This window comes from Flavobacterium niveum, assembly GCF_055231775.1.
Window position 1 is genome coordinate 641,243 of the sequence record NZ_JBUYSX010000002.1, and the last position, 14,268, is coordinate 655,510.

Here is a 14,268-nt window from a genome sequence, read left to right on the forward strand (position 1 = left end):
TCAGTTCTTTTTGTAAAGTTATCTATTTTGTGATTTATATGTAACTTTGTCTCTTTGCCACTTTACAATTACAACAAGTTTTGATATCTAAAAATACCATAGACACCGTTTTTGAAACCGCCCGTGTAGAGGAGGTAATCGGCGATTTTGTAGTGCTGAAACGCGCAGGGACCAACCTTAAGGGACTTAGCCCGTTCAGTAATGAAAAGTCGCCTTCGTTTATGGTGTCTCCGGTAAAGCAGATATGGAAGGATTTCAGTTCGGGCAAAGGCGGTAATGCCGTGGCATTCCTTATGGAGCACGAGCATTTCAGTTACCCCGAAGCTATCCGTTACCTTGCCAAAAAATACAACATTGAAATAGAGGAAACCGAGCAGAGCGATGCCGATAAGGAGCAGGCCAACGAAAAGGAAAGTATGTTCCTGGTGTCGGAATTTGCCCAGACCTATTTCCAGAATATAATGCTTAATACCGATGAGGGGCAGGCCATAGGCTATTCGTACTTTAAGGAGCGTGGTTTTACCGGTGAAACCATTAAAAAGTTTGGCCTGGGTTATTCGCCTGAAGCTTACGAAGCCTTTAGTAAAGAAGCATTGGGCAAAGGCTATAAGTTAGAATACCTTGAAAAAACCGGTTTTACCATAGTGCGCGAAGATGGCCGTATGGCCGACCGTTTCAGGGGGAGGGTAATGTTCCCGATACTTAGTATGAGCGGGCGCGTGCTGGGCTTTGGTGGGCGTATTTTGGGTAACGATAAAAAAGTAGCCAAATACCTTAACTCGCCTGAGAGTGATATTTACCACAAGAGCAAGGTGCTATACGGTATTTTCCATGCCAAGCAGGCCATTGCCAAAAAAGATAACTGCTACCTTGTTGAAGGTTATACCGACGTGATACAGATGCACCAGGCCGGTATAGAAAACGTGGTGGCATCAAGCGGAACGGCACTGACACCCGACCAGATTCGGTTGGTGAGCCGCCTTACCAAGAACATTACCGTGCTTTTTGACGGTGACGCTGCGGGCTTGCGGGCTTCGGTTCGGGGTATCGACCTGATACTGGAGGAGGGTATGAATGTAAAGGTTTGTACCTTCCCTGAAGGGGACGACCCTGATAGCTTTGCCAAACGTACCCCGCATGATGAGCTGGTAAATTACCTTGAAAACAACGCAAAGGACTTTATACAGTTTAAAGCTTCCCTGCTTATGGATGAGGCCAGGCAGGATCCTGTAAAAAAGGCCGGGCTTATCCGCGATATGGTAACCAGTATCTCTAAAATACCCGACCGTATACAGCGCGAAGTATATGTGCAGGAGACGTCGCGTATTATGGACATCAGCGAGCAGGTGCTGGTAAGTACATTGGCGCAGATTACCACCAAGGATATAGCCGAAGCCGATAAAAAGCTGAAGGAAGACCGTAAGGCACAGGCTATGAAACCTGTGGCAGATGAAATGCCTGAACAGCGTGAACGCGTAAACATACTTGAAAGAGTAGAGCGGAAAATGATAGAAATATTATTGCTCTACGGGGGGAATGAAGAGGAGTTTGACGATGTGTTTATAAAGTTTGACGAGTTCGGTAAAGAATACGAAGATACCGAGCGTAAGGTGTATAAGGTATACGAACGTGTGTACCTGAACCTTCAGGAAGATGAAATAGAATTTACGCACCCATTATTCAGGGATTTGTACAAGGCTATAGCAGACCATTATATGGCGCATCAAACTTTGGTGCCTGAGGAATTCCTGAATGCATTGCCGCCGGAACTGCAATATGAGGCGGCCGATATTTTTATGCAGGAAGAGCGTTACCATGTACACCAGTGGGAAGAGCGCCAACAGATTCCGGTAAAACACAAGGAGCAGTCTATAGCGGCTTATACTACAGAGCATATAACCGACCTGCGCTGGCTGCTGCTGGGCCGCCTGATTCAGGATTTGAAAATGCAGGTAAGCCCCGAAGCCGATAATATGGAGATATTGATGGCAGTAAACGACTACAACACGCTTGTGAATTACCTTTCAAGAAAGCTAAGCAGGCTAAGGAGTAGCTTTTATTAAGCCAAAAAAATAGCGCCCCGGGATAAGGGCGCTTAATTTTTTAATACCTAAGGGGGTACTTTTTTGTCCTAAAAGCGTTTTTTGTGAGTAGTGGTGTTTCCTGGGACTGAAAGGTTTTGTTATACTATATCCAGAGTCTTGGCTTTGTTTACCAGGTCTACAAGGTTTGTAACGTGTAGTTTGGTAAGCAGCCTGAGTTTGTACGTGCTGATTGTTTTTTCATTCAGGTCCAGCAGGTGCGCAATCTCTTTGTTCTTTTTTCCTTCGCTAAGGTAGCGCAGTACTTCAATTTCCCTCGACGAAAGCTTGCGGTACAGGCGTTCGCTTTTCTTGCCTTTGTTCAGCAGTGCAAGGTTTTTCTTTACCGTGTCGCTAAATACAACATCGCCTTCGTCTACCTTTTTAATGGCGTTTTCCAGGTCTTCAAGGCGCGCACTTTTATGCACATAGGCCGATATGCCTGCCTTAAGCGCATTTGGCGCGTAGATCTGTTCGGCCAGGTTTGTAAAGACAACAATTTTAGTTTCCGGAAAATCCCTTACGAGGTTCTTTACATTGCTTATGCTTGTAAGCCCCTCTAATTCCAGGTCTACTACGGCTATATCAACCGTTTTTTTACTCAAAACCTCAACAAGTGCATCCAGGTTATTTACCACACCCACAAAGCTAATCTGCGGATTTTCGTTAAAGTACGATTTCATCCCATAGTGTACCACCGGGTGATTATCCGCAAGGCATAACTTAATCATAACTGCATGTTTTGGGTTCAACGTACAGTAAAATTAACCATTAGTTTCTTAAAGATTTGTGAATGCAAGAATTTTATTTCAAATTTTTAGGAATCTCGCACACCGGTATTGGGTTCATCTTGTGCTGGTTTATCGTATTCAGGCGTTTGTATATATCGAATACTTCTTTTTCACGGCCTGTAAACTCATGGCTTTCCTTGCCAAAACCATCCTGCTCCATAGCCCATTCCAGCTCCTCATAAGAGGCGCCTATCTGATCCTCATCGCTGCGGTCGTCGCCAAAAAGCCCGTCGGTAGGCTTGGCTACCAGTATGCTGTTGGTTACACCAAGATGCCTTGCCAGTATGCGTACTTCAGTTTTGGTAAGGTCAGCAATAGGGCTTACGTCTACGCCGCCATCGCCGTATTTGGTATAAAAACCCACCCCAAAATCTTCCACTTTATTGCCTGTTCCGGCTACTATAAAACCGTTAATCCCTGCAAAGTAGTACAGCGTTATCATACGCAGGCGCGAACGGGTGTTGGCCTCGGTATGGTCGGTAAGCCCTTGTGTAGGGGCAGCGGGAACCTGTTCTTTAAAATGGGTAAAGGTGCTGGTAAGGTCTACTTCGGCAGATGATGCATTGCTGTAATTTTCCTTCAGCCAGCTTATGTGCTCCTTGGCGCGTGTTACGTGGCTTTCGGCCTGGTGTATGGGCATTTCCACACACAGGGTAGGCAGGCCGGTTTGTGCGCAAAGCGTTGAGGTTAAGGCAGAATCAATTCCTCCTGATATCCCTACAACAAATCCTTTTGCTTTTGCGTTAGCTGCATAATCGCGCAGCCAGCCTACTATATGGTCATTAATAGCCTGTGATTCAAATTTTGAATGTACTTGCATGGCAGTATAAATTATAATGGTTGTGCTATATTTGCCATAAAATTAGAGAATCCTGTTTAAACAAAGCAGCAATAAAACGTAAAATGAGAAAATACCTGTTACTTCCGCTGGCGGCATTGCTGCTGTTTTCTTGTAAGGACGAGAACAAGGTGGAGGAAAAGATAGCCGAACTGCCTGCCGAAGATATTAAGATAGAGCGTTTTGATAAGCTTTTCTTTGAAAGCAAGCCGGATCAGCTGCCGGAACTGAAAAAGAAATTTGATTTCCTTTTCCCGAAGGAAGTGCCCGATAATGTATGGCTGGAAAAGCAGAAAGACCCGTTCCAGAGGCAACTGTATACTGAGGTGCAGAAGAAATATCCTGATGTAGATACGCTACAGGAGAATATCGCCGACCTGTACCGCCACATGAAATACTATTACCCTACTACGGCAAAGCCAAGGGTGGTAACGCTGGTGTATGACGACCTGGATATGAAAAGCGTATACACAAACAACCTGATACTGATACCGCTGAGCCTGTACCTGGGTGAAAAAAACAACCTGTATGTGGGCAGTATGGACAACTACCACCTGCAGGAACACAACCCATCGCAGATATTGCCGGATATTGTTACGGCCTTCAGCAGGAATAAAATAGCACCTATTAAGGATAACAACTTCCTGTCGTATGTTATTTATTACGGAAAGGAATTGTACCTGAAAGACATGCTGATTCCTGAGGTGAAAGACAATGATAAAATAGGCTACTCAGCCCAACAGATGAAATGGACCAAGGCCAACGAAATAGAAATTTGGCGCTATTTTGTGGAAAATAAGCTGTTTTATGATAACGACCCTAAGCTGCTTACGCGTTTTATTCACCCGGCGCCGTTCAGTAAATTCTACCTGGGCTTTGACAATGAAACCCCGGGAAGGCTGGGGCAGTGGCTGGGCTGGCAGATAGTGCGCTCATACATGGAACACAACAAAGGGGTAAAGCCTGAAGCAATGCTGGCAATGGATGCCCAAACGATTTTTGACAACTCTAAATACAAACCCGAGAAGTAATGGCTAAACAATTAGTAAAATCTGAAATAAAGATTACCATAGAACTGGATGATAACCGCGTGCCGGAAAAACTGAGCTGGACTGCCCGCGACGGCGGTGTTGTTGCTGAGCCTACCAAAGCATTTATGCTGAGCGTATGGGATAGCAAGCCTCAGGAAAGCATGCGTATTGACCTATGGACAAAGGATATGCCGGTAGACGAAATGAAAGTGTTCTTTCATCAGACGCTGGTGAGCATGGCCGATACCTTTCAGCGTGCTACCGACGATGAAAAAATGGCGGATACCATGCGTGATTTCTGTGATTATTTTGCAGAGAAGCTGGAACTGAAAACCGGTAAATAAAAACAAAAGCGACCTCATAGGGTCGCTTTTGTTTTTATGCTATTGCCAGGAATATAAAAAACGCGATGGCTATAATTGTGCAGAAAAAACCATTCCAGGTATTTTCGCTCCAGTTTTTCATGATCTCTTTCATAGTTGTGGTTTTAATGTTTAGGCTAAGATAATTAAAAACCTTCGTTTTTGAAAATCTCGGTATTCACAGAATCTATATATGCTAAAAGTTCTTCGCGGCCGGTAGCATCTTCAGATGAGGTAACGAAATGCTGTGGCATTTCTTCCCAGCCGTTTTCTATGACCTTTTTGCGGTAGGCGGCTATGTGCTGTTGTACTTTGCCTTTGCTTATTTTATCGGCTTTGGTAAAAATGATGCAAAACGGTACTTCGGCCTCGCCCAGGTAGTTTATGAACTCCAGGTCTATCTTCTGTGCCTCATGGCGGATGTCTACCAGTACAAAACCGCATACCAGTTGTTCTCGCTTCTCAAAATAATCGGTTATGAACTTTTGGAAGGTTTCCTTGGTGCTTTTAGATACGCGAGCGTAGCCGTAACCCGGTAAATCTACCAGGTGCCAGTTGTTGTTTATCTTAAAGTGGTTTATCAGCTGCGTTTTTCCGGGCCTTCCCGATGTTTTAGCAAGCGATGTGCGGTTAGTCAGCATATTAATAAGCGACGACTTACCTACATTACTGCGGCCTATAAATGCATATTCCGGTATGGGTTCCTTGGGGCATTTGGCAGCATCGGAGTTGCTTACTACAAATTCGGCAGAAGTTATTTTCATAGTTTTATGCTAAAAGATTCTTTACCTCCTGCTCTAATACCGGAAGGTCTTTCATAATAATTTTCCATATCAGTACATCATCTACGGTGTCGTAGGCGTGGATGACCTTATTTCTTAAATCAACAATAATGCGTGAATAAGATATTGAAATCTCAGGTTCTAATTTTAAAAGCCTGGACATGGCCTCGCCTATAATTTCGAGTTCGCGTTCTACAGCCCTGCGTTTTGTTTTATTAGCTGTGTATTCGTCAAATACCCTTCTGCCTTCAAGATGCTCATCTATTGATGAAATTGATTCTGCTATATCCGAAAGCAGTTTCTTTACTTCCCGGCTTATCATATTAGTTGTATTTTGCTTTCTTCAATACTTTCTATGAGGAAAGGGTTTTTCAGGGTTTTTTCGGCTACAAGCTCTACATCCCTTTTTAATAAATCCTGAAGTTCATACAAAAGGCCAAAATAATTATTGGCATATACTTCATAATCCATTGATTGTGGGAAGCTGAAGAGGAAATCAACATCGCTTTCATCATTAAAATTACCTTTAGCCGCACTGCCAAACAAAAATGCCCGTTCGGTATTATACTTCCTGAACAGGGTGGTTATTGAATGGAGGTTGTTTTTAATTAAAGGCACCATGCTTACAGATGATTTGTGCAAAGATAGCGATTTCAAATTTTAGAATTCAGGTTTCAGGTTTTTCGGGACAACGGAAAAAAATAAGGCGCAAAACCAATTGATTTTACGCCTTTTTATATTTGTTTCTTCAGATGATGAGTGAAGCTCATTCTGAAATCTAAAATCTACAATCTGAAATAATTACTGTGGCAATCCCTGTGTCTTCAGCCACTCGTGCATCAGCCGGTTAAACTCGTCCGGGTGCTCCATCATCGCTGCGTGTCCGCATTTGTCTATCCAGTACAGTGTGCTGTTTGGTAGCAGCTTGTGGAATTCCTCGGCTACATCGGGTGGGGTTACGCCATCCTGCCTGCCCCAGATGATACCTGTGTGCACGTGCATTTTTGGTAAATCCTTAGCCATATTATGGCGAATGGCACTCTTGGCTATGGTAAGGGTTTTTATCAGTTTTATACGGTCGTTTGCTACAGCGTATACATCATCTACAAGTTCTTCAGTAGCTATAGACGGGTCGTAGAATACCTCGCCTGCTTTTTTCTTAATGTATTCACGGTCGCCCCTGCGTGGGTAGCTGTCGCCCATGGCGCTTTCATAAAGGCCGCTGCTTCCGGTAATGATAAGGCCCAGCATTTTTTCCGGGTACATTTTAGAGAAGTACAGTGCTATATGCCCACCCAGAGAGTTGCCCAGCAGTATTACGCGGTCAAATCCCTTATACGTAATAAAGTCCTTTACCCATTTGGCGAAAGCCTTTACATTGGTCTTTAAAATGCTTTGTGTGTATAGTGGCAGTTCGGGTATTACAACCTTAAAGCCGTGTTGCGGAAAATAGTTTGCCACGCCGTCAAAATTGCTCAGGGCACCCATTAATCCGTGTAGTACTATGATAGGGGTACCTTCGCCGTTTTCGTAGTAATGGTATTTCCCTTCGTTATTATTGCTTTGCATGTGGTTTTTATCAGTTCAAAAACTGCACAAATATATGACTTTCTAAATTAATAAGGCTTTACCCCACAAATATAATAGGGAATGCACCGAAACTTAATTTTTGGCTTAGTCTCTCCACTTTTTACCACCGTATTTCTGTTAAATATATCACAAAGCACCTGCTTGGAGTTTTATTTTAAATTTTGAATGATGTTTAATTTAATGATTTTCAATTTAGTTTTTAATGGTGTATTGTCTTTAATTGGTGGTTTTTGGTGAAGATTTTTCATTTGAAATTGAATTATTCTTTTTTGTTGTAATGTGCTGAAATTTAGCCTTGGTGGTAAAACTTATCAACAATGTGTAGGCTGGTGGGAATTTGTGGTAATATTTTTCTATTTTTGCTTTGAGAAGACCTAATATCTAACTGCTTGAATACCATAGTCGGGACATATGAATGTAAAGCTGATAACAAAGGAAGGCTAATGCTGCCTGCTCCTTTGAAGAAGCAATTGCACGAAGGTTTGGGCCAGGGATTCGTGCTGAAAAGGTCGGTTTTCCAGAAATGCCTTGAGCTTTACCCGATGGCGGAGTGGGATAAGGAAATGAAAAAACTGAACAAGCTGAACCGCTTTGTAAAAAAGAACAACGACTTCATCAGGGCGTTCACGGCAGGGGTAAGGGTTTTGGAAATGGATGCTGCCGGCAGGTTGCTGATACCGAAAGACCTTGCGGTGTTTGCCGGGATAGAAGGTGATGTGGTGCTTAGCTCGGCGGTAAACATAGTGGAAGTTTGGGATAAAAACCGCTACGAGGCTTCTATAGCAATTTCTGATGAAGACTTTGCGAGCCTTGCGGAAGATGTGATGGGTAATATAATGGATGACGAAGATGGAATATCATAACCCCGTATTGCTAAAAGAAACGGTAGACGGACTCAATATAAAGCCTGATGGTGTGTATGTGGATGTAACCTTTGGTGGTGGAGGGCACTCGCGGGAGATAATGAAAAGGCTGGGACCGAACGGAAAGCTGTTTGCTTTTGACCAGGATGAAGATGCCCAGGCGAATGTGATAGATGACGAACGCTTTACCCTGATACCTGAAAACTTCAGGTTTATAAAAAGATACCTCAGGTTTTACGGTGTAAGGGAGGTAGATGGTATACTGGGGGATTTGGGTGTTTCATCGCACCAGTTTGATGTGGCAGAGCGCGGGTTCAGTACCCGTTTTGATGCGGAGCTGGATATGCGGATGAGCAAGAAAAACGACCTTGATGCTTATAAAGTCGTAAATGAATACGATGAGAAGGAGCTTAAAAGGGTGTTCTTTGATTATGGTGAATTAAAAAATGCAGGTGCGCTTGCGTATACTATAGGTGTTGCAAGGAAAGAAAAGCCGATAAAAAACACCAACGAACTGAAGCAGGTGTTGTCTAAATTCCTTCCGGCGCACAAGAGCAATAAGATACTGGCGCAGATATACCAGGCCATCCGTATAGAGGTGAACCAGGAGGTGGAAGTGCTGAAGGAGTTTTTGTTACAATCGCTGGAAGTGCTTAAACCCGGCGGCAGGCTTAGTGTAATAAGTTACCATTCGCTTGAGGACAGGCTGGTAAAACGCTACATGCGAAACGGCATGTTTGAGGGTGAGCCGGAGCGTGATATGTTTGGCAGGTTTGAGGTGCCGTTTAAAAGCATTGAAAAACTGATAGTGCCTACAGAGGAAGAGATTGCAGAAAACAACAGGGCTCGCAGTGCTAAGCTGAGGGTTGCTGAAAAAATATAAATCAGGATATGAAAGGCGGTGTGTACAGTTTGCTGAAAGCAAAATACCTGGTAGACCAGGGCTCCATGAAAAACTGGCGCTTTATACTGTTCCTGGTTTTTGTGGCAATGCTTATGGTGGCCAACTCTCATAACTATGAAAAGAAGGTGTACCGCATAAGCGAACTGAAAGATGAGATACAGAAACTGCGTGCTGAGTTTGTAGCCCGCCGCAGCGAACTGATGGAACTGAAAATGGAAAGTACGGTGGCGACAAAAATGGAACCGAGGCAAATATACCCGGCCACAACGCCTCCTAAGAAAATAGTAGTAGCCAAGAAAGAAGAAAAAGGCTTTTTTGAACGGTTATGGCAGTAGAAGATAAAAAGTCATTACGGATATATGTAGTAGCCTTTGCCCTTGTGGTAATGGCTATCCTTGTTTCTGTAAAGCTCTTTAATATACAGTGGGTAGAGGGAGATAGTTACCGTAAGCTGGCCAAAGCCCGTACGGTAAACGATTCTGTAATCCCGGCTAACAGAGGTAACCTGTACAGCAGCGACGGCAGCCTTTTGGCAACTTCGGTGCCTAACTACACTGTGAGGTTTGATGCCGTAGCGCCTAAGGCTAAGGATTTTGAACAGTTTGTAGCTCCGCTGGCCGATTCGCTTGAGATAATGCTTGGCGGCGCTTCTGAAGATTATGAGCATAAGCTGCGCAACGCGCGCAGGGGTAACAAGCGTTTCCTGCTGCTGGCAAAAGGGCTTAGCTATCCTGAGCTGATGCGTCTGAAGAGTTTTCCGCTGTTCAGGCTGGGGCCATACAAAGGCGGGCTTATTGTGAAGCAGAAAATAGTGCGTGAACACCCTATCGGTAAAATAGCCGAACGAACTGTGGGTTATGAGCGTGTAGATGAAGATGGTGAGGTGTTGTATGTGGGTATAGAAGGCGCGTATGCTGAATACCTGAAAGGCAAAGACGGCCGACACATGATGCAGAAAATAGCCAAAAACCAGTGGAAACCCATAAGCGATGTTAATGAGGTAGACCCTATAGACGGTTATGATGTTATAAGCTCTATTAATGTATACATACAGGATATAGCACACCACGCTCTTTTAAAACAACTGGAATATTATGAGGCCGACCATGGCTGTGTGGTGGTTATGGAAACCAAAACCGGCTATGTAAGGGCAATAAGTAACCTGGGCCGTGCTACTGACGGTTCGTACTACGAAACGGTGAACTACGCGGTGGGCGAAAGCCAGGAGCCGGGTTCTACCTTTAAGCTGGCTGCGCTTGTTGCCATGCTTGAGGATGGCAAAGTAGACACTGCGCAGGTATATGATACCCATGGCGGTAAGGTAAAGTTCTATGGGAGGACGGTATCTGATTCGCATGATGGTGGTTATGGTAAGGTGTCGCTGGCGAGGGGCTTTGAGCTTTCGAGCAACACGGTGCTTACACAGGCTTTGAACGAAAGTTATAAAGACGACCCTAAGGCTTTTTACAGGAGAATCGATGGTTTCGGCATTACCCACAGGTTGGGTGTCTCACTTAAAGGTGAAGGTGTCCCTTACTTCTTAAGGCCTGATGATAAAGCATGGTCACGAGTTACACTGCCGTGGATGGGCTTTGGTTACGGGCTTAAGCTTACACCGCTGCAAACGCTGGCTTTCTATAACGGCATTGCAAATGATGGTGAAATGGTACGCCCGCTTTTTGTAGAAGAAATCAAGGGTTGGGACAAAAGCATCAAGAAGTTTGATAAGGAGGTGATAAACCCTAAGATATGTTCGCCGGAAACCATTAAGCAGGTTAAAGCCATTATGCAGAATGTAGTGAAGAAGGGTACGGCATCAAAACTGTATTCGCCCAACTTCAGTATGGCGGGTAAAACCGGTACTGCACAGGTAAACTATGGTAAAGGTAAGACCAATGGTGAAATGTATTATTCGTCGTCGTTTGTGGGGTATTTCCCAGCCGAAGATCCGCAGTACTCGTGCATTATAGTGGTACACAAGCCGCATGTGGCAAAGGGCTATTACGGTGCCGACGTGGCCGGGCCGGTGTTCCGCCGCATAGCGCAAAAGATTTATACCGATGTGCCTTCAACAAACAAGGTGCAGCAACTGGATAAGCATATTAATAAACAGGAACAGTTATACGCTGCTTACTATGATAAGGAGAATAAGTTTAAGAAAGATATAATGCCAAATATGGTGGGCATGGCAGGCATGGATGCCGTAGCTATGCTGGGCAATATGGGGCTGAAAGTTGAGATAAAAGGTTCCGGTAAGGTAAAAAAGCAATCGCTTTCGCCGGGGCAAACCATTCGTAAGAAACAAACCGTAATACTGGAATTATCGTGATGCTGTTGCGCGACATATTATACAAAGTATCCTTAGAGCAGGTAAAAGGTGCTACCGATATACCTGTGGCTAAAATAGAGTTCGACTCCCGCAAGCTGGGTGAAGGCGATGCTTTTGTAGCCATAAGGGGTACTGTAAGCGACGGGCACGGCTTTATAGAAAAAGCCATAAGCCTGGGGGCTACCGCAGTTATCTGCGAGGAACTTCCGGAGGTGGTGGCAGAAGGTATTACGTATGTAGTGGTGGCCAACACCCACGCCGCACTGGCTTTTATGGCGGCCAACTATTACGGCAATCCGTCAGAGAGCCTGAAGCTGGTAGGGGTAACCGGTACTAACGGTAAAACCACCATAGCCACGCTGCTGTACCAGTTGTTTAAAAATGCCGGTTTTAAAACCGGTTTACTGAGTACGGTAAAGGTAATGGTAGACGAAACAGCATATCCTGCTACGCATACCACGCCTGATTCGCTGAGCATCAACAAATACCTGCGTGAAATGGTAGATGCGGGTTGCGATTACTGCTTTATGGAAGTGAGCAGCCACGGCATACACCAGCACCGTACCAGCGGGCTGCTGTTTGCAGGAGGTATATTCACTAACCTGTCGCACGACCACCTGGACTACCACGCCACGTTTGCCGAGTACAGGGATGTAAAGAAATCATTCTTCGACAATTTGCCAAAAACAGCGTTCGCAGTATCGAATGTAGATGATAAAAACGGCTTGGTAATGCTGCAAAATACACTTGCAAAAAAGCTTACCTACGGCCTTAAAACTTATGCTGATTACAAAGCCCAAATACTGGAAAACCAGCTTTCGGGGCTGCTGATAAAAATAAACGGTCAGGAAGTCTGGGTAAAGCTCATCGGTACGTTCAACGCGTACAACCTGCTTGCCATTTATGCTGCAGCGGTAAACCTTGGGCTGGAAGAGCGCGAGGTGCTAAGGCTGATGAGCGAACTGGAAAGCGTAAGCGGTAGGTTCCAGTTTATAGTAACGCCAACAAATATTACGGCAATTGTGGATTATGCCCATACGCCCGATGCGCTGGAAAATGTACTGAATACTATTGAGAACATCCGTACACGCAATGAAAAGCTGATTACCGTAGTAGGCTGCGGCGGCGACAGGGATAAGACAAAGCGCCCGGAAATGGCTAAGATAGCCAGCGGTATGAGTGACCAGGCCATTTTTACCAGCGATAACCCGCGCAGCGAGGTGCCCGAAGATATTATTGAAGACATGGAGAAGGGTGTAGAGCCCCAAAACTATAAAAAAACAGTTGCGATCATCGACCGCAAGCAGGCCATAAAGCTGGCATGCCAGCTGGCTAAGCCAAACGACATTATACTCATAGCCGGTAAAGGCCATGAGACGTACCAGGAAATAAAAGGAGTGAAGTACGATTTTGATGACATGCAGGTGGTAAAAGAATTATTAAGCCAATTAAATAAATAGCGCGATAGTATGCTTTATTATCTATTTCAGTTTTTAGACAAACAGTGGGATGTTCCGGGTACCGGGGTGTTCCAGTACATTACGTTTCGTTCGGGACTGGCAGTAATACTGTCGCTGCTCCTTTCTACCATTTTCGGTAAAAGGATAATCAATTTCCTGCGCCGCCAGCAAATAGGCGAAACCGTGCGCGACCTTGGCCTTGAAGGGCAAACCCAAAAGGCGGGTACACCTACCATGGGCGGGCTTATTATTATATTCTCTACGCTGGTGCCGGTGTTGCTGCTTGCCAAGCTTGACAATATTTATGTTGTACTGCTTATCGTTACCACGCTGTGGATGGGTACCATAGGTTTCCTGGACGATTACCTTAAGGTACACAAAAAAGATAAGGAAGGCCTAAAAGGCAAATTTAAGGTGGTAGGGCAGGTAGGCCTTGGGTTAATCGTGGGCTACGTGCTGTACTTCCATCCGGGGGTTACTGTACGTACCGATAACGCCCCAATAGTGCAATACGAGCAGGGCCGCAATGTAATAGTACAATCGCCGGTAGAGGAGAAATCTACGGCTACTACCATACCGTTCTTTAAAAATAATGAATTTGACTATGCCGAGGCGCTGTCGTTTATGGGTGGCGATTATGCCAAATGGGCATGGCTCATCTTTATACCGATAGTGATATTCATCATTACGGCGGTGAGTAACGGCGCTAACCTTACCGATGGTATAGACGGCCTCGCTGCGGGTACCAGTGCCATAGTCGTCCTCACGCTGGGCATCTTTGCCTTTGTGTCGGGTAACATCATCTTCAGTAATTACCTGAATATAATGTATATCCCTAACTCCGGTGAAATGACGGTGTATATAGCGGCCTTCAGCGGGGCGCTCATAGGCTTCCTCTGGTACAACACCTATCCGGCCACAGTGTTTATGGGCGATACGGGCAGCCTTACCATAGGCGGTATCATTGCCGTACTGGCGCTGGCTGTGCGTAAGGAGCTGCTGATACCGGTACTGTGCGGTATTTTCCTGGCAGAGAACTTTTCGGTAGTACTACAGGTAAGCTACTTTAAGTACACCAAGAAAAAATATGGCGAAGGACGAAGGATATTCCTGATGTCGCCGCTGCACCACCATTACCAGAAAAAAGGCTATCACGAAAGTAAAATCGTAGCCCGCTTCTGGATTGTAAGCATCCTTTTGGCAATATTCTCACTGGTTTCACTAAAACTGAGGTAAT

The 14,268-nt window shown here is 44.9% G+C and carries 15 protein-coding genes; 9 read left to right on the plus strand and 6 right to left on the minus strand.

The features are described 5' to 3' along the window. Positions 1-80 precede the first annotated feature (80 nt). Positions 81-2,063: a DNA primase gene (gene dnaG, locus ACZIX4_RS08190; protein ID WP_463335135.1), complete on the plus strand. Its 1,983-nt coding sequence runs from the start codon at positions 81-83 to the stop codon at positions 2,061-2,063. 119 nt (positions 2,064-2,182) lie between these two features. Here the strand turns inward: dnaG and ACZIX4_RS08195 are convergent, their stop codons facing one another. Continuing rightward, positions 2,183-2,812, minus strand: coding sequence for a LuxR C-terminal-related transcriptional regulator (locus ACZIX4_RS08195; RefSeq protein WP_463335136.1), 630 nt, complete (start codon positions 2,810-2,812; stop codon positions 2,183-2,185). Between the two features lie 73 nt (positions 2,813-2,885). Beyond that, the gene (nadE, locus tag ACZIX4_RS08200) at positions 2,886-3,692 is read right to left on the minus strand and encodes an NAD(+) synthase (RefSeq protein ID WP_463335137.1); all 807 of its coding nucleotides are present in this window, start codon (positions 3,690-3,692) and stop codon (positions 2,886-2,888) included. Positions 3,693-3,775: 83 nt separating this feature from the next. Here nadE and gldB point away from each other — a divergent pair, with 83 nt between their 5' ends. Continuing rightward, positions 3,776-4,741 (plus strand): gliding motility lipoprotein GldB, encoded by a 966-nt coding sequence (gldB, locus tag ACZIX4_RS08205; protein WP_463335138.1) that lies wholly within the window; start codon positions 3,776-3,778, stop codon positions 4,739-4,741. Further along, the gene (gene gldC, locus ACZIX4_RS08210) at positions 4,741-5,085 is read left to right on the plus strand and encodes a gliding motility protein GldC (RefSeq protein ID WP_463335139.1); all 345 of its coding nucleotides are present in this window, start codon (positions 4,741-4,743) and stop codon (positions 5,083-5,085) included. The genes gldB and gldC overlap by 1 nt, the downstream gene beginning before the upstream one ends. A gap of 164 nt (positions 5,086-5,249) precedes the next feature. Here gldC and yihA read toward each other — a convergent pair whose 3' ends face one another. The 4 genes from yihA to ACZIX4_RS08230 all read right to left on the minus strand — a co-directional run bounded on the left by yihA (position 5,250) and on the right by ACZIX4_RS08230 (position 7,454). Beyond that, positions 5,250-5,867, minus strand: coding sequence for a ribosome biogenesis GTP-binding protein YihA/YsxC (gene yihA / locus ACZIX4_RS08215; protein ID WP_463335140.1), 618 nt, complete (start codon positions 5,865-5,867; stop codon positions 5,250-5,252). 4 nt (positions 5,868-5,871) lie between these two features. After that, entirely contained in the window at positions 5,872-6,207 is a 336-nt protein-coding gene (locus ACZIX4_RS08220; RefSeq protein WP_463335141.1) for a HepT-like ribonuclease domain-containing protein, read from the minus strand. After that, positions 6,204-6,542, minus strand: coding sequence for a nucleotidyltransferase family protein (locus tag ACZIX4_RS08225; RefSeq protein WP_463335142.1), 339 nt, complete (start codon positions 6,540-6,542; stop codon positions 6,204-6,206). Before ACZIX4_RS08225 ends, ACZIX4_RS08220 begins: the two co-directional genes overlap by 4 nt. 144 nt (positions 6,543-6,686) lie before the next feature. Further along, entirely contained in the window at positions 6,687-7,454 is a 768-nt protein-coding gene (locus tag ACZIX4_RS08230; protein WP_463335143.1) for an alpha/beta fold hydrolase, read from the minus strand. A 410-nt stretch (positions 7,455-7,864) separates the two neighbouring features. Here ACZIX4_RS08230 and mraZ point away from each other — a divergent pair, with 410 nt between their 5' ends. From mraZ to mraY, 6 genes are read left to right on the plus strand one after another with little or no spacing between them, the layout of a single operon-like run. Then, positions 7,865-8,338 (plus strand): division/cell wall cluster transcriptional repressor MraZ, encoded by a 474-nt coding sequence (gene mraZ, locus ACZIX4_RS08235; RefSeq protein ID WP_463335144.1) that lies wholly within the window; start codon positions 7,865-7,867, stop codon positions 8,336-8,338. Beyond that, positions 8,325-9,221 carry a 16S rRNA (cytosine(1402)-N(4))-methyltransferase RsmH gene (gene rsmH, locus ACZIX4_RS08240; RefSeq protein ID WP_463335145.1) on the plus strand — a complete coding sequence of 299 codons (897 nt, stop codon included), beginning with the start codon at positions 8,325-8,327 and terminating at the stop codon, positions 9,219-9,221. The genes mraZ and rsmH overlap by 14 nt, the downstream gene beginning before the upstream one ends. Positions 9,222-9,229: 8 nt before the next feature. Further along, positions 9,230-9,577 (plus strand): FtsL-like putative cell division protein, encoded by a 348-nt coding sequence (locus ACZIX4_RS08245; RefSeq protein WP_463335146.1) that lies wholly within the window; start codon positions 9,230-9,232, stop codon positions 9,575-9,577. Then, entirely contained in the window at positions 9,568-11,571 is a 2,004-nt protein-coding gene (locus ACZIX4_RS08250; protein ID WP_463335147.1) for a penicillin-binding protein, read from the plus strand. Before ACZIX4_RS08245 ends, ACZIX4_RS08250 begins: the two co-directional genes overlap by 10 nt. Beyond that, on the plus strand, positions 11,571-13,031 hold the full coding sequence (locus ACZIX4_RS08255; RefSeq protein ID WP_463335188.1) for a UDP-N-acetylmuramoyl-L-alanyl-D-glutamate--2,6-diaminopimelate ligase: 1,461 nt from the start codon (positions 11,571-11,573) through the stop codon (positions 13,029-13,031). The genes ACZIX4_RS08250 and ACZIX4_RS08255 overlap by 1 nt, the downstream gene beginning before the upstream one ends. A gap of 9 nt (positions 13,032-13,040) precedes the next feature. Then, the gene (gene mraY, locus ACZIX4_RS08260) at positions 13,041-14,267 is read left to right on the plus strand and encodes a phospho-N-acetylmuramoyl-pentapeptide-transferase (protein WP_463335148.1); all 1,227 of its coding nucleotides are present in this window, start codon (positions 13,041-13,043) and stop codon (positions 14,265-14,267) included. Position 14,268: the final 1 nt, after the last annotated feature.